At 34.2% G+C, this 22,843-nt stretch carries 18 protein-coding genes; 16 read left to right on the plus strand and 2 right to left on the minus strand.

All coding sequences use genetic code 11. The annotated features are described in order from the left end of the window. Positions 1–173 precede the first annotated feature (173 nt). The 6 genes from FLP_RS06565 to FLP_RS06590 all read left to right on the plus strand — a co-directional run bounded on the left by FLP_RS06565 (position 174) and on the right by FLP_RS06590 (position 7,573). Positions 174–1,808 (plus strand): hypothetical protein, encoded by a 1,635-nt coding sequence (locus tag FLP_RS06565; RefSeq protein ID WP_065448715.1) that lies wholly within the window; start codon positions 174–176, stop codon positions 1,806–1,808. Beyond that, positions 1,808–2,809, plus strand: a complete 1,002-nt coding sequence (locus FLP_RS06570; protein WP_065448716.1) for a vWA domain-containing protein — start codon at positions 1,808–1,810, stop codon at positions 2,807–2,809. The genes FLP_RS06565 and FLP_RS06570 overlap by 1 nt, the downstream gene beginning before the upstream one ends. Before the next feature lie 78 nt (positions 2,810–2,887). Beyond that, the gene (locus tag FLP_RS06575) at positions 2,888–3,922 is read left to right on the plus strand and encodes a vWA domain-containing protein (protein ID WP_065448717.1); all 1,035 of its coding nucleotides are present in this window, start codon (positions 2,888–2,890) and stop codon (positions 3,920–3,922) included. 132 nt (positions 3,923–4,054) lie between these two features. Then, positions 4,055–4,831, plus strand: a complete 777-nt coding sequence (locus FLP_RS06580; RefSeq protein ID WP_065448718.1) for a tetratricopeptide repeat protein — start codon at positions 4,055–4,057, stop codon at positions 4,829–4,831. 133 nt (positions 4,832–4,964) lie between these two features. Continuing rightward, a complete protein-coding gene (locus FLP_RS06585; RefSeq protein WP_065448719.1) occupies positions 4,965–6,728 on the plus strand; it encodes a BatD family protein in 1,764 nt (587 codons plus the stop codon). Positions 6,729–6,823: 95 nt separating this feature from the next. Continuing rightward, positions 6,824–7,573 (plus strand): tetratricopeptide repeat protein, encoded by a 750-nt coding sequence (locus FLP_RS06590; RefSeq protein ID WP_065448720.1) that lies wholly within the window; start codon positions 6,824–6,826, stop codon positions 7,571–7,573. Positions 7,574–7,884: 311 nt separating this feature from the next. Here the strand turns inward: FLP_RS06590 and FLP_RS06595 are convergent, their stop codons facing one another. Both FLP_RS06595 and FLP_RS06600 read right to left on the minus strand, forming a co-directional pair. After that, positions 7,885–8,454: a 5-formyltetrahydrofolate cyclo-ligase gene (locus tag FLP_RS06595; RefSeq protein ID WP_065448721.1), complete on the minus strand. Its 570-nt coding sequence runs from the start codon at positions 8,452–8,454 to the stop codon at positions 7,885–7,887. Continuing rightward, entirely contained in the window at positions 8,441–9,433 is a 993-nt protein-coding gene (locus tag FLP_RS06600; RefSeq protein WP_065448722.1) for a succinylglutamate desuccinylase/aspartoacylase family protein, read from the minus strand. Before FLP_RS06600 ends, FLP_RS06595 begins: the two co-directional genes overlap by 14 nt. 136 nt (positions 9,434–9,569) lie before the next feature. Here FLP_RS06600 and uvrC point away from each other — a divergent pair, with 136 nt between their 5' ends. The 10 genes from uvrC (at position 9,570) to pgi (ending at position 22,567) form a co-directional block, all read left to right on the plus strand. After that, the gene (uvrC, locus tag FLP_RS06605; protein ID WP_065448801.1) at positions 9,570–11,363 is read left to right on the plus strand and encodes an excinuclease ABC subunit UvrC; all 1,794 of its coding nucleotides are present in this window, start codon (positions 9,570–9,572) and stop codon (positions 11,361–11,363) included. Positions 11,364–11,372: 9 nt separating this feature from the next. Continuing rightward, positions 11,373–13,742, plus strand: a complete 2,370-nt coding sequence (locus FLP_RS06610; RefSeq protein ID WP_083195806.1) for a patatin-like phospholipase family protein — start codon at positions 11,373–11,375, stop codon at positions 13,740–13,742. A gap of 308 nt (positions 13,743–14,050) precedes the next feature. Then, positions 14,051–15,208 (plus strand): homogentisate 1,2-dioxygenase, encoded by a 1,158-nt coding sequence (locus tag FLP_RS06615; protein ID WP_065448723.1) that lies wholly within the window; start codon positions 14,051–14,053, stop codon positions 15,206–15,208. A 171-nt stretch (positions 15,209–15,379) separates the two neighbouring features. After that, positions 15,380–16,540: a 4-hydroxyphenylpyruvate dioxygenase gene (hppD, locus tag FLP_RS06620; RefSeq protein WP_065448724.1), complete on the plus strand. Its 1,161-nt coding sequence runs from the start codon at positions 15,380–15,382 to the stop codon at positions 16,538–16,540. Positions 16,541–16,839: 299 nt separating this feature from the next. Beyond that, on the plus strand, positions 16,840–17,610 hold the full coding sequence (locus FLP_RS06625) for a DUF3108 domain-containing protein (RefSeq protein ID WP_065448803.1): 771 nt from the start codon (positions 16,840–16,842) through the stop codon (positions 17,608–17,610). Then, a complete protein-coding gene (locus FLP_RS06630) occupies positions 17,610–18,551 on the plus strand; it encodes a tryptophan 2,3-dioxygenase family protein (RefSeq protein WP_065448725.1) in 942 nt (313 codons plus the stop codon). The genes FLP_RS06625 and FLP_RS06630 overlap by 1 nt, the downstream gene beginning before the upstream one ends. A 21-nt stretch (positions 18,552–18,572) precedes the next feature. Further along, positions 18,573–19,793, plus strand: coding sequence for a M23 family metallopeptidase (locus FLP_RS06635; protein ID WP_065448726.1), 1,221 nt, complete (start codon positions 18,573–18,575; stop codon positions 19,791–19,793). A gap of 35 nt (positions 19,794–19,828) precedes the next feature. Next, complete coding sequence (locus FLP_RS06640) at positions 19,829–20,449, plus strand: hypothetical protein (RefSeq protein ID WP_065448727.1); 621 nt, start codon at positions 19,829–19,831, stop codon at positions 20,447–20,449. Between the two features lie 34 nt (positions 20,450–20,483). Further along, positions 20,484–20,819, plus strand: coding sequence for a hypothetical protein (locus FLP_RS06645; protein WP_065448728.1), 336 nt, complete (start codon positions 20,484–20,486; stop codon positions 20,817–20,819). 104 nt (positions 20,820–20,923) lie between these two features. Beyond that, positions 20,924–22,567 carry a glucose-6-phosphate isomerase gene (pgi, locus tag FLP_RS06650; RefSeq protein ID WP_065448729.1) on the plus strand — a complete coding sequence of 548 codons (1,644 nt, stop codon included), beginning with the start codon at positions 20,924–20,926 and terminating at the stop codon, positions 22,565–22,567. The last annotated feature ends 276 nt before the right edge of the window (positions 22,568–22,843 follow it).

Genomic DNA, 22,843 nt, shown 5'->3' on the forward strand with positions numbered 1-22,843 from the left:
TGCAGTCCCGATAGCTATCGGGATAGATTTTAGATTTTTTCTAAAGATTTATAAATTATTGATTTCTGCTTAACATTATATAAATAAAAATCCGCTTAAATCTGTGCCATCCGCGTCATCCGTGTGCCATATTTAAACATTCGTTTTAGACTAAAATCTGAAAACAAAATCAAATGAAATTAAAGTTTTACATATTTTTATTTTTACTTTCCTCATCTATTTTTGCCCAGCAAAAACAAGTAGAGACGAGCATTGATACAACAAAAAATAAAATTGGGGCGGAGTTTAAGCTAACACTTAAAACGGTTGTGAGCTCAAAGTCGAAAGTTGTTTTTCCGAAATTAAAAAACATTGGTCCTCTTGAAGTAATTCAGTCGTATCCAATTGACACGGTGAAGAAAAATGACACTTACGAATTAATCAAAAAATATGGTTTAACGCAATTTGATTCCGGGAAATATACTATTCCGAGTATTAAAATTTTAATTGATAAAAAACCTTTCTTAACAGATTCTATCCGTGTTGAAGTTGCCAGTGTAAAAGTGGATACTTTACAGCAAAAAATGTACGATATCAAAGACATTACTGCTGTTGATAACGGAATTGGTGATTGGTGGAAATATGTTTTAGGTTTAATAATCATTCTTGGAATTGGAGCTTTCGTTTATTGGTTTGTTAAGAAACGCCAACAAAAGAAAATTGAAGAAGAGGTTTATAAAACTCCTATCGAAAAAGCCACAAGTTTACTAAACAACCTGGAACAAAAAGAGCTTGTTCAAAAAGGAGAAATCAAAGAATATTATAGCGAATTAACAGATATTGCCCGTAATTATATCGAAGAAGCGATTCATATTCCGGCAATGGAAAGTACTACTTCTGAATTGATTCAGGCGATCAGAACGGCATCAACCAAAAAGAAGATGACCTTAACTCCTGAAACTGTTGAGAATCTGGAACGTGTTTTACGCCAGGCCGATTTAGTAAAATTTGCTAAATCGAAACCGCTTGATTTTGAAATTACCGATGACAGAAATAAAATTCAGAAAGTAATTTTAACGCTGGATAATGCAATTCCAACAGAAGTTCCTGCCGAAGAAGAAGATCAATTACTGAATGAAGCGCAAAGACAAAAACAAATTAAACAGCAGTTATTAAAAAAACGCAACAAACGTATTGCTATTGCAGTAGGAACTGTTTTGTTTTTATTAATTGCGACTACGGCATTTTTTATTGTGACCAAAGGTTTCAAATTTGTAAAAGATAATTTGATTGGGCATCCAACCAAAGAGTTATTAGAAGGTCAATGGGTAAAAAGTGAATACGGAAATCCTGGTGTTTTAATTGAAACTCCAAAGGTTTTAAAACGTATGGATACTCAAAAAGTACTTCCGAAAGAAACTATGGCGTTGATTAAGGAAATGCAACTGTTTTCATACGGAAGCATGATCGACAACTTTTATATTACCGTTTCGACAAGTAAATTCAAAAATCCTGTAGAACTTGATTTAGCAAAAACTTTAGAAGGTACTTTAAAAATAATTGAAGCACAGGGCGGACAAAATATTATTGTAAAACAAGAAGATTTTCAAACCAATGAAGGTGTTCAGGGATTAAAAGGATACGGAACAATGTCGATTTTAAATCCGGTTGATAAAACGAGCACAAAAGCCTATTACGAGATTTTATTATTCAAACAAGATCAGGGATTACAACAAATTATGATTTTGCATGAAGAAGGTGACACATACGGAAACGATATTGCAACCCGAATTTTAAATTCTGTTGAACTTAGAAAAGCGAGTAACTAATGAATAAAATAACTTTTTTAAATCCGGAATTTTTTTGGTTGTTTCTACTAATCCCAATTGCAATAGCTTGGTTTTTCTGGAAACGCAACCAGCAATCGGCTACTTTAAAAATGAGTTCGACTCAGGGTTTTAAAAACAGCGAATCGTTGCTAACGAAATTAAAACCTGCTTTATACGTTTTTAGAATTTTAGGACTAAGCTCCTTAATTATAGCTTTGGCCAGACCAAGAACGGTTGACATTAGCAGTCAGACTAAAACAACTAAAGGAATTGATATTGTTTTGGCGATCGACGTTTCTGGAAGTATGCTGGCAAAGGATTTAAAGCCAAACCGTATGGAAGCTTTAAAAAGAGTAGCTGCAGATTTTGTTGGGGAAAGACCTAATGACAGAGTTGGACTGGTTTTATACGCTTCTGAAGCCTATACAAAAACACCTGTTACAAGTGATAAAGCTATTATTCTTGAAGCTATTAAAAGCATTAAATACGATACAGTTTTACAAGACGGAACCGGAATTGGTATGGGATTGGCAACTGCCGTAAACCGCCTGAAAGATAGTAAAGCAAAAAGCCGGGTTATTATTTTAATGACCGATGGGGTGAATAATGCCGGGTTTATTGAGCCTGAAACTGCATCAGACATAGCAAAACAATACGGCATAAAAGTATACACAATTGGTATTGGTACTAACGGAATGGCCGAATCTCCTTATGCTTATGCACCAAACGGAGGTTTTTTATATAAAATGCAAAAAGTTGAAATCGACGAACAATTAATGAAAAATATTGCCCGTAAAACCGATGGAACTTATTTTAGAGCAACAAGTAATGATCGATTAGCCGAAATATACAACGCGATTAATAAATTAGAAACCACTGAAATCCAGGAATTAAAATTCTATGATTACGACGAAAAATACAGAGGATTTGTTTTATTGGCTGCCTTTTTATTATTGTTAGAAGTTGGTTTAAGAAATACAGTTTACAGAAGCTTTATATAATATTTTAGTCGCAGTCACGGTTTACAGTTTACAGCTGAAACTGCGACTGAAAACTGCGACTGAAAACTAGAACTAAAAATGGAATTAGACGAAAAAAAATATTTATATCTTTTATTATTACTCCCAATTGTGGTGTGTATTTTCCTTTTCAATATGTATTGGAAAAGAAAAAAACAGCGCGAATTTGGTGATCTCGAAATGGTGAAAAGACTAAGCCCGGAAAGATCTGTTTTTAAACCTGTTTTAAAATTATCGGTAATACTTTTGGCACTTGCCTCTTTAATTATCGGTTTAGTGAATCCGAAGATTGGAACAAAAATGGAAACCGTAAAACGCGAAGGTATTGATATCGTTTTTGCTGTCGACGTTTCTAAAAGTATGCTTGCCGAAGATGTTGCACCAAGTCGTTTAGAAAAAAGTAAACAACTGGTTTCGCAAATCATCAATAATTTAGGAAGTGACAGAATTGGAATCGTAGCATACGCAGGAAGTGCTTTTCCGGTTTTGCCGATCACATCAGATTATAGTGTTGCCAAAATGTTCCTGCAAAGTATGACTCCTGATATGGTTTCATCACAAGGAACTTCGCTTGATGAAGCCATTAGATTATCATCGACTTATTTCGATGAAAAAAGCAAAACCAGCAAATTATTGATTTTGATTTCTGATGGAGAAGACCATTCTGAAGGAGCTTCAGCAGCAGCGGAAGAGGCCAATAAAATGGGAATGAAAATCATTACGATTGGTGTTGGAACAGAAAAAGGAGGCACAATTCCATTAAAAGAAAATGGCGTAGTCAGAAACTATCAAAAAGATCAAAACGGACAAACTGTTATTACAAAACTAAATCAGGAAGGATTAAGAACCATTGCAAAAGCTACAAAAGGAGGTTATGTATATGGCGGAAGCACTAAGGAAGTTTTAGAATACATCAAAAATGCTTTAAACAACATACAAAAAACAGAATTCGAAGCGACACAAATGGCCGATTTTCAATCGCAGTTTCAGTGGTTCATTGGCTTTGCCTTCTTATTATTGTTTGTGGATATTTTCCTTTTAGAAAGAAAAACAAATTGGATAAAAGAGTTGAATTTATTTAACGAAAAGAAATAATAAAGTTAGCAGCTAATTACCAGAATTTACACGAATCAAATTGTTTAGATTCTATTCGTAATTTAAACACAAAGAATTAATTAGTGAGAATTGGTGTAATTCGTGGCAAACTAAAAAACATAAAACATTAGAATGAAAAATTTACTTCTTTATATTTTACTAACGTTCTCTTTGGCGGTTTCAGCTCAGGAGAAAGATAAGACATTGCCTGATGCCAATGAAGAATATAAGCAGAATAAATTTATTGACGCTGAAGCCAATTACAGAATTTCAGAATCAAAATTTCCAAAACGTGCTACTGCTCCTTATAACTTAGGAAATACTATTTACAAACAAAATCAGGTTTCTGAAGCTAAATTCGCTTACGCGAAAGCCATAAAGAACGCCAAAACAAGACCTGAAAAACATAAAGCTTACCATAACTTAGGAAATGTTTTCATGAAAGAGAAAGATTATACGCAAGCCGTCGAAGCGTATAAAGAAGCTTTGCGTAACGATCCTACCGATGACGAAACACGTTATAATTATGCCTTAGCCAAACAAAAGCTTAAAGAAAATCCGCCTAAAAACGATAAAAACAAGGACAAGAATAAGGATAAGGACAAAGACAAGGATAAAAACAAAGATAAAGACAAGGACAAGGATAAAAATAAAGACAAGGATAAGGACAAAGACAAGAAAGACGACAAAGGCGATAAAGACAAAGACAAAAAAGATGGTAAAGATGATCCTAAAAAAGACGACAAGTCTGACAATAAAGGAGAACCAAAACCACAGCCGGGCGGAATTTCTAAAGACCGTGTCCAGAATTTATTAGATGCCGTAAACAACGAAGAAAAGAAAATTCAGGATAAAGTAAACGCTCAAAAAGTAAAAGGCAATCCTAGAAAAACAGAAAAAGACTGGTAAATGCTTTGTTTGTGGTTTTTGGTCTAAAGTTTTTGGTTTTTCTCTTCATTGAAATATTAAAAAGACAAATTAAAACGTTAAACAGTTAACAACAAACTATAAACAACAAACAATAAACTGATTAAAACAATTAATGAAAAGATATTTAATTCTATTACTATTCACTTTTCAAGGGCTTATGGCTCAAGTTCAATTTGAAGCCAGAGTAAGCAAAAACACGCTCGGACTGAACGAAAGATTCCGTATTGACTTCATCATGAATGTTGATGGAGATAACTTCGACCAGCCTTCATTTGACGGATTTAGAGTTGTAGGCGGACCAAGTCAACAGGTAAGTCAGTCCTGGGTAAACGGTAGAAGTTCTTTTCAGAAAATATATTCTTATATTTTACAGCCTAATCAAAAAGGAACATTTTCTATCAAGCAGGCAGCTATAGAATACAATGGCCAGATTTATAAAACACAGCCTATAAAAATCGTAGTAACAAATGCCGTTGCACAAGAAAGAGACCCTTATGACAATAGCCGACCACAAGGACAACAGGGTATTCCGAATGAAACCTTGAATCTTGTAGCCGAGATTTCTAAAACAAATCCGTATTTGAATGAGCCAATTACTGTTGTTTATAAATTATACTTTAACAACATTAACGTAACTGGTTTTAAAGAATTGGCCAAACCCAAGTATAATGATTTCTGGAACCAAAATATAGACATCAAGCAATTGTCGATTGAAGAAGGCACTTTTAAGGGACAAAGATGTTATTTTGTAATCCTGAAAAAAACCATATTATACCCTCAAAAATCAGGAAGATTAACTATTGAACCGCTATCATTAGACATAGGCGTACAATTGCCAACAGATCGTCGTAACATGTACGGCCAGATGATTCTGACAGATGACAATAAGGTAGTTTCGGCCGGAGCCAAGACCATTAATGTACGACCACTTCCGGAAGCTAATAAACCAGAAGGTTTTGGCGGTGCGGTAGGAAAATTTAATTTCACTGTTACTCCATCTAAAACAACACTTAAAAGTGGAGAAAGTCTGGACTTAATCGTGAGTGCCTCAGGAAGCGGAAACATGAAATTGTTTACCTTACCAAAACCTGTTGTTCCTAATGCATTAGAAATGTACGATCCGGTTCATGATGAGCAGGTGACTACTTCACTTTCAGGAATGTCAGGAAAAATTACCGATAAGTATTCTATTGTACCACAATACAAAGGAAAATATGCGATAAAACCAATGCAGTTTTCTTATTTTGATTTGAATACCGGTTCTTATAAAACCATTACTTCTCAGGAAATTATGGTTGATGTGTTAGACGGACCAATGCAGGCAGAAGCAAATGCGACAGCAAATGCCTCTAAAAATGTAATTACAAAAACAGAACAGTTTAAATATATCAAACCAAAAACAACTTTGGTTGCCATTGCTAAAAACGATTTTTACGGTTCTAATTTATATTATCTTCTGTTATTCGCACCATTCGTCATTTTACCAATCATTGTTTTGGCTAAGAAAAGAAAAGAAGCAATTGATGGTGACGTAACAGGAAACCGAATTAGAATGAACAACAAATTAGCCAAGAAATATTTATCTCAGGCTAAAAAGCAACTTAACAATAAGGAGGCATTTTATATTGCTTTAGAAAAAGCGATGCATAATTTCCTAAAAGCGAAATTGCATATCGAAACCTCAGAAATGAGCAAGGCAAATATTCAGGAACTATTATTGTCGAGAAGTGCAAATCCAGAATCAGTTCAGAATTTCATTAATCTGACAGAAAACTGTGAGTTTGCCCGTTATGCCCCGGCATCAAGCGCTTCGATTCAGCAGGATTATGACAAAGCTGTTTTAATCATTTCAGAATTAGAGAAACAAATTGTTTAGTTTAATCTTTAACCGCAAAGTGCGCTAAGAAAATTGATTTAGCTTTCGTTGAATTAAAGTTCGCAAAGTTGAAAATGTTATTACAAATCAGGAAAATGAAAAACATAGTAGTATATCTTTTTTTATTAATCACTCAGGTTTTCTTTGCTCAAAGCAGCTTTGAGAAAGGAAATGCCTTGTATCAAAAGGGACAATACCAACAGGCTGTTGATGTTTATGAAAGCATTATTAAAGAAGACAAGGAGCACTCTGCGGAGTTGTATTTCAACTTAGGAAATTCCTATTACAAACTCAACAAAGTGGCACCTTCGATCTACAATTATGAAAAAGCATTAGTTTTAAAACCTCACGATCCGGAGACTTTAAACAATTTAAAATTTGCCAAAAAACTAACCATCGACGAGATCAAGGAAATCCCTAAAGTGGGTTTTTCAAAATTAATTCAAAACTTTACAGGCATTTTTGATTATAACACCTGGGCAAAGATTTCTGTTGCGATTGCGTTTGTTTTTTTATTGAGTTTTATTGGCTATTATTTCTCTCAGCTTACGCTTTCAAAAAGACTTTATTTCATAGGAATGTTTGTTCTTTTAGTTGCTTTGTTATTGAGTGTTTCTGCGGGAATAACAGAAAAGGACCATTTTACCAATGATCGCCCGGCGATTGTTTTTGCTGAATTAAGTGAAGTCCGAAGCGAACCACAAAAAGCAGGCGCTGCCATTATATTACTACATGAAGGAGCAAAAGTCTACGTTACTGAAACTGTGGGACAGTGGAAAAAAGTAGAACTAACAGACGGAACAGAAGGCTGGATTGATGGATCGACTATTAAGGAAGTGAAATAACGCTTTTAAAATCTAAAATAAAAAATCCCAAATTCCAACTTAATAACAATTGGAATTTGGGATTTTATTTATAGCAAACGTAGAGACGCACAGCAGTGCGTCTACATCTAAGAATGTCGACAAAATTTGCGTAGACGCACTGCTGTGCGTCTCTACAGAATAAAATGTGAAAATTCAAAAAGATTTTAATTATAACAGAATAAGTTCTCATTACAAACTTTGCGAACTTAAAATCATCACAAACTAAGCCTTATTTCTTTGCGATCTTTGCGGTAAAAAACCACATCCAGTTTTATAATAACTTATAGGATTTAAAAACTATAGACTTTCTCAGGCGTAACACAATAATCCAACTTCACATCAGATTCAAAAACATCTCCTATTTCAGTTTCTGCTTCAAAAAAAGAAAGACCAATTTTGACGGTTTCCGGTTTACATTCGGCTAGAAATTTATCATAGAAACCTTTTCCGTAACCAACCCGATTTCCTGAAAGATCAAAAGCCAAAAGCGGTACAAAAACCACATCGATAGTTGCTGAGGGAACTGGCAAACCATTTACAGGTTCAGGGATATTATATTCGTTTTTTTTGATTTTGGTATTATCCGTTAATAAAAAATGTGTCATTCCGCGAGTGCCAAAATCGCTTTTAGACACCACAATTTCTTTATCTTTTCCCGAAAGTAAATGCAAAACATACTCTGTATTTACTTCTTTTTGTTCCTCGATAGGCAAAAAAACATGATAATACGTTTTATCCCAGATGGGCAATTGAATTAGATTATTGGCTACAGCCAGACTCTTTTCCTCAAGATCATCAAGAGAAAATTCTTTTCGTAGATTTTTATAGTGTAAGCGTAATTCTTTTTTATTCTTCTGCATTTTCAGGATTATTATCGGGGCTATTTTTAGACATATGATAAATCGCATCGCCTTCGTAAACTATAGGCGAATGATTGGCGTTGATGACAAAACCGTCATGTGGCGCTTTTACTTTCTGTTCAAATTTACCAAACGGATCCGTAATGATAGCCAGAATAGATCCTTTAGTTACATATTTACCAATCAAATTATAATCATGCAACAAACCGGAACATTTGGCGCGCAGCCAAACCGAATTTTTAATATAAATGGAAGGTTCCTTAGCATATTCAACTACTTGCTTAGGATCCAGCATGTTTAGATAATGCAGCAAACGCTTCACTCCCATTACCCCTTCATTGGCGATTACATTATTTATATCTAATGATTTTCCACCTTCAAAAAGCAACATTTTTATATTTGCTTTTTCGCAAGTATTCCTAAAAGAACCATTGATATTTTTAGAATATAACGTAAACGGAGCATTAAAAACATCTGCCAAAATTTTCAATTCAGGATTATTTTCGGTCACCCTAATTTGCGGCGCATTAAATCTGCTGGCACCTCCGGCATGAAAATCGACCGCATAATCAATAATTGGCAAAACTTCGGCAACGATATGGTACGCAAAACGACTGGCAAGAGAACCTTTTTTGCTTCCCGGGAACACACGGTTTAAATCACGTCCGTCTGGAAACTCGCGGGATTTATTTACAAAACCGTACATGTTGATAATCGGAATACAAATTATAGTGCCTTTTGCAGGACGATTAATCTTCTTGCTAATGATTTGACGTACCACTTCGACTCCGTTAATTTCGTCGCCATGAATTCCGGCCGAGAATAAAACTACCGGACCTTCAATTTTTGACCTGCGCACAATAACAGGAATATTAAGCTTTGTGGTCGTATGCAACCTTGCAATTTCAACATTTATTGTTTTATTTTCTCCAGGCAAAATCGATTCGCCAAAAATAACCAGGGTTGTACTATTTTTCATGTAGAATTATAAAATCTAAATATAGAAATTATTCTTTTGATTTCGTAAATTTGAAACTAAATCAGTGTTAAGCTTTTTTTCCGGAATCAAAACGATTTTAGAAAATGCTTTACAGATACTTCAGAAACAAAACAGAATGCAAAAACCGTCTTTAGATCTTCAAATTCAAACCTTGCCGGACAATCCCGGTGTGTATCAATATTATGATAAAGAGGGAAAGATCTTATATGTTGGAAAAGCCAAAAATTTAAAAAAAAGGGTTTCCTCTTATTTCAATAAAATTCACGACACGGCCAAAACAAATGTATTGGTCCGAAAAATTGTAACCATAAAACACATCGTTGTTCCTACCGAAACCGATGCACTTTTGCTGGAAAATAATTTAATCAAAACCTTGCAGCCACGGTATAATGTGTTGCTTCGTGATGACAAAAGTTATCCTTGGATTTGTATTAAAAGAGAACCTTTTTCGAGAATATTCCTGACCAGACGAATGGTTAAAGATGGCTCAGAATATTTTGGGCCTTACACCAGTTTCAAAACGGTACATACCATTCTGGATTTAATCAAAGAATTGTATCCGTTACGCACTTGTAATTATGATTTAAGTAAATCTAACATCGATTCAGGCAAATTCAAAGTTTGTCTGGAATATCATATTGGCAATTGCAAAGGTCCTTGCGAAGGCCTTGAACCTCTTGAAGAATACCAAAGGCAAGTTGACGCGATCCGCGAAATCCTGAAAGGAAATTTTAAAGAAAGCATGAAAGACTTTAAGCGATTGATGAACCAATACGCACAGGATTTACGTTTTGAGGAAGCCCAAAAAATCAAAGAAAAAATAGAAATCCTCGAAAATTACCAATCGCGATCTACGATTGTAAACCCTAAAATAACCAATATTGATGTTTTTTCGATCGTGTCTGACGAAAGTGCAGCCTATGTTAACTTTCTTCAAATTTCGCACGGATCGATCATTCGTTCGCATACTTTAGAAATCAAGAAAAAACTCGATGAACCCGATGAAGAATTGTTAGAACTGGCAATCATAGAACTTCGCGAACGTTTTCAATTACTTTCAAAAGAAATCATTGTTCCGTTCGAAATGAATTTGGGCGAAAACATCAAAACAACCGTTCCGCAACTGGGCGATAAAAAACAGATTCTGGATTTATCCATTCGTAACGCAAAGTTTTACAGAATCGAACAACTCAAACAATTGCAAATTGTAGATCCGGACAGGCACACCAATCGCATCATGGCGCAAATGCAAAAAGATTTACGACTGCCTGTTGAACCTCGCCACATTGAATGTTTTGATAACTCGAATATTCAGGGAACAAATCCCGTTGCGGCTTGCGTAGTTTTTAAAGACGGAAAAGCCAGCAAAAAAGATTATCGCCATTTTAATGTAAAAACCGTCGAAGGTCCTGACGATTTCGCTTCGATGACCGAAATTGTCTATCGCCGCTATAAAAGATTATTAGACGAAAATGAACCTTTGCCCCAGCTTATCATTATCGATGGAGGAAAAGGACAACTTTCTGCAGCCTTAAAAAGTATCGACGCACTGGAATTACGCGGTAAAATTGCCATTATTGGGATCGCAAAACGTCTCGAAGAATTATTTTATCCCGGAGATTCTATTCCATTATATCTCGATAAAAAATCCGAAACATTAAAAGTAATTCAGCAATTACGAAACGAAGCGCATAGATTCGGGATCACTTTTCATCGTGACAAACGCAGCAAAGCGGCTCTGAATTCATCTGTAGAAAGCATTCCTGGTATAGGCGAAAAAACCATGCTAACGTTAATACAACATTTCAAAAGTGTTAAAAGATTGAAACTGGCAACCGAAAAAGAAATATCTGATGTCATTGGTATATCAAAAGCCAAAAAAATTGTCGACTTTTACAAAATCAACTAGTTATTTTTTATGCGCCCAATCCAGCTGTCCATTTCAAATACTCGGTCAAAACGATTTTTTTCTACTGTAAAAAAAGGAGCTTCTAAAGTCGCTCTTTTTTTACAGGAAAAAATATCGTTTTGCCTCTCGCAGTTTTGCATTTCCATCTGGGGCGTACAGCTGGTGATTTTCACACTTTTATTTTTCAATACACAAAACTCTTTTTCACAAGAAAATAGCGAAAAGGCAAAACAAGACGAAGCCAAAAGACCAAAAATTGGTTTGGTTTTAAGTGGCGGCGGAGCAAAAGGATTTGCACACATAGGAGTTTTAAAAGTTCTCGAAGAAGCCGGAATTAAAATCGATTATATAGGCGGAACCAGTATGGGATCTATCATTGGAGGACTTTATGCCTCAGGTTACAATGCCTCTCAAATTGATTCCATTTTTAAAAGAACCAATTTTGACGAATTGATTAATGACTACATTCCGCGTTCCTCAAAAAACTTTTACGGCAAAAAAAATGACGAATTATATGCCATCGTTTTACCGTTTAGCAATTTTAGAGTTGGGATTCCGGAGGCACTTTCTAAGGGAATGTACAATTATAATTTACTAAGCAGTCTTACCCGCAACGTGCGTCATGTACGTGACTTCAATAAACTTCCAACTCCGTTTTTATGTATTGGTACCAATATCGAAACCGGCGAAGAAGTTTTACTAAACAAAGGAAATCTGGTGCAGGCCATGATGGCAAGTGCCGCATTCCCATCGTTATTTACTCCGGTAGAAATCGACGGCAATTTATTGGTCGATGGCGGTGTAGTAAACAATTATCCTATCCAGGAAGTTCGCAATCTGGGTGCTGATATTATTATAGGTGTCGATGTTCAGGACGATTTAATGAAACGAAAAAACCTGAAAAATGCAACGCGTATATTGGTTCAGATTACCAATTTACAGTCGATTGATAAAATGAAAAACAAAATAAAAAACACTGATGTTTATATCAAACCGGACATTCGTGATTATGGCGTTATTTCATTTGACAAAGGCGAACAAATCATCAGAAAAGGTGAAGAAGCCGCTTTTGCCGTTTACGAAAAAATCAAAACATTGGTAAACGAAGACAATTTTTATAAAAAACCAAAACTGAAAATTGCTACCGATACCATCCAAATAGAAAAAATAAATAGCGACAAACTAGACAATTATACCAGAGAATACATTCGCGGAAAACTTCGTTTTAAACCAGGAAGTACCATTACATACGACGATCTTAAAACAGGAATAAACAACTTAAATGCTACTCAAAACTTTAGCACGATCTCCTATTGTCTGCAACCAGACGGCACAAAAGACGATCTTGATTTGGTATTAAAAGAAAACCCAACACAAACGTACCTTAAACTTGGTCTTCATTACGACGGACTTTATAAAAGTGGTATTTTACTGAATCTTACCCATAAAAAAACATTCCTGAAAAATGATGTAACATCGCTGGATATTATTCTTGGTGACAATTTCAGGTATGATTTAAATTATTATGTCGAAAACGGTTTCAATATCAGCTTTGGTTTTCGTTCAAGATTAAATCAGTTTAATCGAAATGTAACAACGAGTATTAGTAATCTGGCTACAGAAAATCCAAATGTAAATTTGATTAATGTCGATTTTTTAGACATTACCAATCAGGCTTATTTTCAGACCATCTTTGTACAAAAGTTTTTAATGGGAGGCGGACTCGAATACAAATACCTAAAAATAGATTCGCCAACTCTTTCTAACACAGAAAACATTATCGAAAAGAGTAATTATTTCAGTCTTTTTGGATATTTAAAATACGATTCGTTTGATAATAAATATTTCCCACATACGGGCTTATATTTTTCCGGAGATTTACAAACCTATCTGGCATCATCAGATTATACAAAACAATTTAAGCCTTTCTCGATTGCAAAAGCCGAAATTGCTTTTGCAAGAACTTTATTCAGGAAAGCCACTATTAAAATAGGAGCCGATGCCGGATTTAATATCGGCAGTGACAGCGTTCCGTTTTTCGATTTTATACTAGGAGGTTTTGGCTACAGCAAAATCAACAACTTCAATTATTTTTATGGATACGACTTTCTAAGTATTGCCGGAAATAGTTTTATAAAAGGAGACATTACATTAGATTACGAAATTTTAAAAAAGAACCACATTAACTTTTCAGCCAATTTTGCCAATTTAGGCGATGACATTTTCACTAGTGTTGACTGGGTTTCTATGCCTAAATATTCCGGATACGCTGTAGGTTATGGGCTGGAAACAATTATTGGCCCAATCGAAATTAAACAATCATGGTCTCCTGAAATGTCTAAAAGTTTTACCTGGTTTAGTATTGGATTCCAATTTTAATACAGTTAATTAAAAATACTGCCTTAATAAAGATCTAAGAATTTTACGGTAAAAAATATTGTTAATGTTTTTTTCACGTTAATAATTGACAAAATATATAATTTAAATCAATAAAAATTACGACATTTGTTATAATGAAAACAAAATGGACAGGTTTATTAGAGTATCTTCAATTCCTTATCAAGAGAAATCCTGAATAAAACTACCGAATTGAGATAATTGGTCAACACAAAAGTTGAGCTGATTATCTGTTCACACAATTCAAATTTTTCGAATTATCTAATTTACAATTATCTAATAGAAAAGCCATGCCATTATATCATAAACTCGGAAACTTTCCTCAAAAAAGACACACTCAATTCGAAAAACCAAACGGAGGTTTGTACTACGAACAATTATTTGGTACTGAAGGTTTTCATGGACATTCATCATTATCATATCATGTTCACAGACCAACGCAGGTTAAAGAAATTTTAAACTCTTATTCGGTTGAACCCAAAATTGCAATTGGAAAAAATATAAAATCATTATTATTTAAAGGTTTTGAATTGAAACCTGAAAACGATTTTCTGGACAGCCGCAAAGCCATGTTAGTCAATAAAGACTGCATCATTGGATTGGCAGCTCCTAAAGAATCGCTTCGGAATTATTTCTATAAAAATGCCGATGCGGATGAAATGCTTTTCATTCATAAAGGAAAAGGAAAATTAAGAACCATGTTAGGCAATATTCCGTTTGAATATGGAGATTATCTAATTATTCCAAGAGGCATCATTTATCAAATCGAATTTGAGACTGAAGAAAACCGACTATTTTACGTTGAATCTTATTCTCCTTTTTACACACCAAAACGTTATAAAAACCAATCGGGGCAACATTTAGAGCATTCGCCATTTTGCGAACGTGATTTTATTTTGCCAAACGAATTGGAAACACATGACGAAAAAGGCGATTTTTTAATTAAAATCAAAAAAGAAGGCATGATTCACGAAGTGGTTTATGCCACACATCCTTTTGATGTTGTGGGTTGGGACGGTTACAATTTCCCATACGGATTTTCGATTCATAACTTCGAACCTATAACGGGACGTGTTCACCAACCGCCTCCGGTACATCAAACTTTTGAAACGGCCACTTTTGTCGTTTGTTCATTCTGTCCGAGACTTTACGATTATCATCCAAAAGCAATTCCGGCGCCATACAACCACAGTAATATAGATTCTGACGAAGTATTATATTACGTTGATGGCGATTTTATGAGTCGTAATAATATCGAGCAAGGTCATATTACTTTACATCCAAAAGGAATTCCGCATGGTCCGGCGCCAGGCGCAATGGAACGCAGTATTGGTCATAAAGAAACCCACGAATTAGCTGTTATGGTTGATACTTTCAGACCATTAATGGTTACGGAAGAAGCTATGGGCCTTGATGATGGAAAATACTATAAGTCTTGGACTGAGTAATTATTGGAATCGATCTAACCGCAAAGTTCGCAAGGATTTTACGCAAAGATCGCTATGATACACTTTACGAACCTTGCGTAAAATCCTTGCGTTCCTTGCGGTTAAAAAACAAATCTTAAAAAACATTTCGGCACATCAAATAAACGATTAACCGATTAAACAATAAACATCATGAGTAAAGAAATAAAATCAGTAGAATACGGTTTAGAAAAAATCTTTGAAGGAGCACAAGATTTCCTTCCACTATTAGGAACAGATTATGTAGAATTCTACGTAGGAAATGCAAAACAATCGGCACATTATTACAAAACTGCTTTTGGATATCAGTCATTGGCTTATGCCGGATTGGAAACCGGAGTTAGAGACAGAGCCTCTTATGTTTTGAAACAAGATAAAATCAGAATTGTTTTAACAACGCCTTTAACACAGGACTCACCAATTCATGCACATCTTCAAAAACATGGTGACGGAGTAAAAGTCGCTGCACTTTGGGTTGAAGATGCCAGAAGCGCTTACGAAGAAACCATAAAGCGTGGGGCACGTTCTTTTATGGAACCAACCGTGGAATCTGATGAATTTGGAGAAGTAGTTCGTTCGGGAATTTACACTTACGGAGAAACGGTTCACATTTTTGTGGAAAGAAAAAACTACAACGGAGTTTTCCTTCCGGGTTACAAAGAATGGAAATCAGATTATAATCCGGAACCAACAGGATTGAAATATATCGATCACATGGTAGGAAATGTGGGTTGGAATGAAATGAATACATGGGTAAAATTCTACGAAGAAGTAATGGGATTCGTAAATTTCCTGTCATTTGATGACAAACAAATCACTACAGAATATTCTGCGTTGATGAGTAAAGTAATGTCTAACGGAAACGGAAGAATTAAATTCCCAATCAATGAGCCGGCAGAAGGAAAGAAAAAATCGCAAATCGAAGAATACCTGGATTTCTACGGCGGGCCCGGAATTCAGCACATTGCTATTGCAACCGATGATATTATTAAAACCGTATCACAATTAAAAGCACGCGGAGTTGAATTTTTATCTGCTCCTCCTCACACCTATTACCAGGCAATTCCTGAAAGATTAGGAGTTCATATGGATATGATGAAAGAAGATATTAACGAAATTGAAAAATTAGCCATTATGGTTGATGCAGATGAAGATGGTTACTTATTACAAATATTTACCAAGCCGGTTCAGGACAGACCAACGCTTTTTTTCGAAATTATTCAACGAATGGGAGCAAAAGGATTTGGCGCAGGGAACTTTAAAGCCCTTTTTGAGTCGATTGAGAGAGAGCAGGAATTGAGAGGAACACTATAAAACAACAAAATTTTTACATTAAACAGCATAATTCTCTGTAAAATGATGGTTTTTATGCAAATGTTATGTTAAACTCACCTTTTGCTATTTCTTTTTTGAATTTTCTATATATCTTTGCACTCGCAAATCAAGAAGGGGTGGTTTCCTTCTGAATTGATATAAATTTCATAATTTATAGTTTTTTGGTTAGTTAATAGCATAAAAACTCAGTCATTCCTTGACTGAGTTTTTTTGTTTTGGTACATTTGGAATAGAATTTGCATTTCTTTATCTTTATAATGAAATGTAAAAATTGTACTATGAAAAAGATAATCCTACTTATATTAATTCTCACTACACTTGGTTTCGATTCAGCAAGAGAAGACGCTTTCGATACCGGAGAATACTTTAAATTCCGAATTCACTACGGAATTATCAATGCCGGTTACGCAACACTTGAAATAAAAGACGCTACAATAAGTAACAAAAAAGTATTTCATGCTATTGGCAAAGGCTACACTACCGGAATGTCAAAATTATTTTTTAAAGTAGAAGATTTGTACGAAAGCTATTTTGACAAACAAACAGGAAACCCTTACCGTTATGTTCGAAAAATCAACGAGGGCGGCTACACAAAAGATCAGGAAGGTTTTTTTAATCAAAACGAAAACAGGATTTTAGTTAAAGATTACAAACGCAAAACCGAAAAAACGATTGTTATAACAGATAATGTTCAGGATATAATTTCGTCATTTTATTATTTAAGAAATCATCCTAATATTGACAAACTTAAATCAGGGGAATCGATCACAATCGACATGTTTTTTGATGACGAAATCACAAAATTTAAGTTAAAATATATAGGTCGTCAGGATATTACAACTAAATTTGGAACCGTTTCTACAATGATGTTTAAACCTTTGGTGCAAACAGGACGCGTTTTTAAAGAAAAAGAAAGCGTAACACTTTGGATAACAGACGACGACAACAAAGTTCCGGTTAGAATAAAAGCAGATCTTGCTGTAGGGTCACTTAAGGCAGACCTAGACGAATATAAAGGATTAAAAAATCCGTTTAAAGTAAAAAAATAATGAATACCACAGATCATTCTGAATCAATTTTAAAAGAAATTGACCTTAAATTTCAAGCTATTAATCAAAAAACTGAAGTTCAGTTAGAAGGATTACTTTGGTCAAAACCAATTACTTATTGGGATTACATTCAGACTGATGCTCTTTTGAATTTACAAATACAACGCACCACACTTCCTGACGAAATGGTTTTTATCATGTACCATCAGGTAAATGAATTAATTTTTAAAATGATTTTGTGGGAAATTGATCAAATTGCAGACACGCAGAACATTCAGGTTGATTTTTTTAGCGAAAGATTATCCAGAATCACACGTTATTTTGACATGCTCACCAATTCGTTCAGCATTATGGAAAACGGGATGGACGTTGATCAATACATGAAATTTAGAAATACACTAACTCCCGCAAGTGGTTTTCAAAGTGCACAATACAGATTGATAGAATTTGCCTCGACAGATGTCATCAATTTAACAGATCGCAGGTACAAAGATAATTTTGATGAAAATACAGATTTAGAAACAAGCTTTGAACATTTATACTGGCAAGCTGCCGGAAAAGATTACCATACCGGAGAGAAATCATACCTGCTTAAAGAATTTGAAAATAAATATAAAGATCAATTCCTGAAACAAATTTCTGCATTCAAAACAAAAAATATCTGGCAGAAATTCACACAACTTCCTATCGAAGATCAGCAAAATCCAGCATTAATTGAAGCAATGCGTCACTATGACAAAACAGTGAATATCACTTGGGTTATGCAGCATTTAAATACAGCAAGAAAATATATTTTAGAAAGCGGAAAAGGCAATGGTGAAGCCACAGGAGGAAGCGACTGGCAAAAATATATGCATCCAAAATACCAAAGACGCATCTTTTTTCCTAAATTGTGGACCGAAGAAGAATTGTCTAATTGGGGAACTGAAACCACAGTTTAATTTCCAAAAAAATAAATAAGTTTGAAAAAAATACTCGTAATTATAATCCTGCTATTTTCAATAATTTCATGTAATAAAACCGCTGAAAAAGTTGAAATTAAAATTACAAAACCAAAAACCAAGAAAGTAGAATTTGGTTTTAATTACGCCGATTTTAATGTTCTTCAAGACACTATAAAAAAAGGAGATTCTTTTGGATCTATCATTCAAGGTCAAAATATTGGCGACAAAAAAGTCTTTGATGTTGTCGAGCAAATAAAAGATTCTTTTAATGTAAGAAGCATTCGATACAATAAACCTTACACTATTCTTCGAGCAAAAAACAAAACAAACCAACTGCAGGTTTTTATTTATCAGCCAGATGCATTATCATATTATGTAATCGATTTTCGAGATAGTATTGCAAAAGCTTACAAAAAAGTAAAACCCGTTACTCTTAAACGCAAAATTATTGGTGGCGTTTTAAAAAGTTCGTTATCCGAAACTTTAGGAAACGAAAGTGTAGAAACAGCACTTGCAAGCAGAATTACAAAAGTCTTTTCTTGGTCTATCGACTTTTTTAAACTTAAAAAAGGAGACCGCTATGGTTTAATTTTTACAGAACGTTTTATAAACGGTAAAACCTATGATGGAGTTGAAGATCTTGAAGCTGCATTTTTTGAATATAAAGGAAAAATAGTATACGCATTCCCGTTTGAAAAAGATACGCTATCAGGAAAAGTAGAATATTATGATGATGAAGGAAAAACACTGAAAAATTTCTTCCTGAAAACACCAATCAAATTTAGCCGAATTACTTCAAGATTCACTGCAAACAGATTTCACCCTGTTCAACATACCTGGAAAGCGCACAAAGGAACTGATTATGCCGCTCCAACAGGAACGCCAATTTCAACAACAGCATCCGGAGTTGTAGAAGCAACGGGATACACTGCAGGAAACGGAAATTTTGTAAAAGTAAAGCATAACGGAACCTACTCTACTCAGTATTTACACATGTCGAGAATTTTAGTAAAACGCGGACAAAGAGTGACGCAAGGACAAACTATTGGCTTAGTAGGAAGCACAGGATTAGCTACCGGACCTCACGTTTGTTATCGTTTCTGGAAAAATGGAATTCAGGTTGATGCACTTCGACTTAACTTACCTACAGGAGAATCACTGACAGGAAATGACAGATCACGCTTTATGAAGCAAATCGAACCTTTGAAAAGAGAATTAGATAGCATTGGTAATTTATAAATTTCTTAAAATCTCAATTTTTAAATAGTAAGGAAATGAAAAACGCTCGTCTTAAAGCAATTTATAATGAAACTTTTTCAGGTTTAAAACTATTCTACAGAGACACCGATTTATCTGATGCGTTAATTTCAAATTACAAGATTGGGCAAATTATTCAGGAAAAAGGTTTTACCGACATGAGTTCTTTGGGCGGCGGGATTTACGGCAATTTAAGATATTTAATAGCGAGTGCTCATCCAAAAGATTTATCTAAATTCAATCCTGATTCAGCAAAAAACGGTCACTTTCTTTTAGATTCTATAGCTTATTTTAAAGTATTGGACATTTATAAGATTGAAAACAAAACACAGGTTTTCCTTTTAAATATTCCAGACAATTCTTTAACGCTTCTTAAAAATTCAACTTCAAACTTAGAAGAAGAAATTATCGAAAAAGCGCGAAAAAAATTTTCAGACAAAATCAATTTACCTTTAGTTCCGGAACTACAAACTGAGAAGTGGAAAGAAAGAACTAAATCCCCCATTGGAATAGATGAAAATGGCCATTTGTTTTTTGATGATTCTAAGATTAAAACTGAACCATTAAAAAGAATAGAGATTAATGTCACCAAGAAAACAATTGAAGTGAATAAAAAACCTTGGTGGAAAATTTGGTAAAAACCTCTTTTTCTACTCAACCATCAGTCAATTAATGAAAAGAACTTTACTACTATTTTCTTCTACAATAATTTTAGGATGCTCTCAGCCACATGCTTTTGTTTTAAACGACACAAAAGAAGATAAATATTATGTCTTAAAACTAGTCAATCAAGCCTTTAAGGAAGATCAAATTGATAAATCGCCTTTAATTGTAATAAATGGAGTTCCCTTTAAATATGACAAAAAACAAGATACCATAATATTACCTCTTAAAAAAACTGACATTATAGATTTAGATTTTTTAAATAAAAACAGCAGTCGCATCATTTATAATGAAAGAGAAAATGATGGCGCCATTATAATAACAGCAAAACAAATAAACTTATAAATCGTTTTCGTAACTATTTGTTATATAATTGTGAAGCTTAAAGCTATTAAAAGTAATTTCAGTATTTTTGTTTTTTTATAACCACATTCTCAATTAAACAAAAAATGGCTTTAAACACAACAAACCCAACCGGGACTGAAGCGTGGAAAAATCTGCAAAACCACTATAACGCAATTCACGAAACTACGATACAAGAATTATTTCAACAAGATAATGCTCGTGTTGAAAAATTCAATTTACAATGGAACGACTTTTTAGTAGATTATTCTAAAAACAATATCAGTCAGGAAACTGTTACTCTTTTATTAGAATTGGCCAATTCGATTGGATTAAAAGAAGCGATTGCTCAATACTTTGGTGGAGAAATCATCAACCAAACAGAAAACCGTGCTGTTTTACACACTGCTTTGCGTGCGCCTGAATCGGCAACTATAAAAGTTGATGGTGAAAATGTAATTCCCGAAGTTTACGAAGTAAAAAATAAAATCAAACAATTCAGCCACGAAGTTATTTCTGGCGAAAGAAAAGGTTTTACAGGAAAAGCGTTTACTGATGTTGTAAATATTGGTATTGGAGGTTCTGACCTTGGTCCGGTTATGGCAGTTGAAGCATTACAGTTTTATAAAAATCATTTAAACCTACATTTCGTTTCTAATGTTGATGGCGATCACGTTAATGAAGTAATTAAAAAATTAAATCCTGAAACGACTTTATTTTTAATTGTTTCTAAAACTTTTACTACTCAGGAAACCTTATCAAACTCAGAAACGATCAAAGAATGGTTTTTGAAATCAGCTTCTCAGGAAGATATTGCAAAACATTTCGTTGCTGTTTCAACTAATATTCAAAAAGTAACTGAATTTGGGATTAATCCGGATAACGTTTTCCCGATGTGGGATTGGGTTGGAGGAAGATTCTCTTTATGGAGCGCCGTAGGTTTAAGCATTAGTTTAGCAATAGGTTTCGATAATTACAATGATTTATTGAAAGGTGCCAACGAAATGGACAACCATTTTAAATCGGCAGAATTCGACGAAAACATTCCTGTAATTCTGGCCTTGTTAAGTGTTTGGTATAACAATTTCTTTGGAGCAGAAAGTGAAGCCTTGATTCCATACACACAATATTTATCTAAATTAGCTCCTTACTTGCAACAGGCCACTATGGAAAGTAACGGAAAAAGTGTTGGCCGTGACGGAAAACCTGTGAACTACCAAACGGGAACTATCATTTGGGGAGAACCGGGAACAAACTCGCAACATGCCTTTTTTCAATTGATTCACCAGGGAACAAAATTAATTCCGACTGATTTTATTGGATTTGTTAAACCATTATATGGCAATGAAGATCACCATGATAAACTGATGTCTAACTTTTTTGCTCAGACCGAAGCTTTATTAAACGGAAAAACAGCAGCACAAGTTCAGGCCGAATTTGACAAGCAAGGACTTTCGACAGAAAAAGCATCTTATTTATTACCCTTCAAAGTTTTTACAGGAAACAAACCAACGAACACTATCTTAATTCAAAAATTGACACCTAAAAGTTTAGGTTCGTTAATTGCTTTATATGAACATAAAATTTTCGTTCAGGGTGTTATCTGGAACATTTTTAGTTTTGATCAGTGGGGAGTAGAATTAGGAAAACAATTGGCTAATTCTATTTTAGATGAAATTAACACTAAAACGGTAAAAAATCATGATAGTTCGACTTCGTTTTTGTTAAATCACTTTTTGAAGAATAAATAAAAACTGAATAAAAAAATCTCAATAAACTGAAACGCCTTAATTTAAGAAAAATTAAGGCGTTTTTTCGTATAAAAACAACACAAAAAGCACCTAAAACACTGATTATTGCAAGTTTAGCACTACAAGACAGTTGAAATCATTACGATTTTAACAAAATACAGTAGTAAAAATTTAAAAAATCGTTATTTTATTTAATAAAAAAAGAAAAAATCATTTTAATGCGCAACAGATTATATAAAACTTATTTTTCTTAACATTTTGATAACACTATCTGAT

Origin of the sequence: Flavobacterium piscis (assembly GCF_001686925.1) — a bacterium.
Lineage (GTDB): Bacteria > Bacteroidota > Bacteroidia > Flavobacteriales > Flavobacteriaceae > Flavobacterium > Flavobacterium piscis.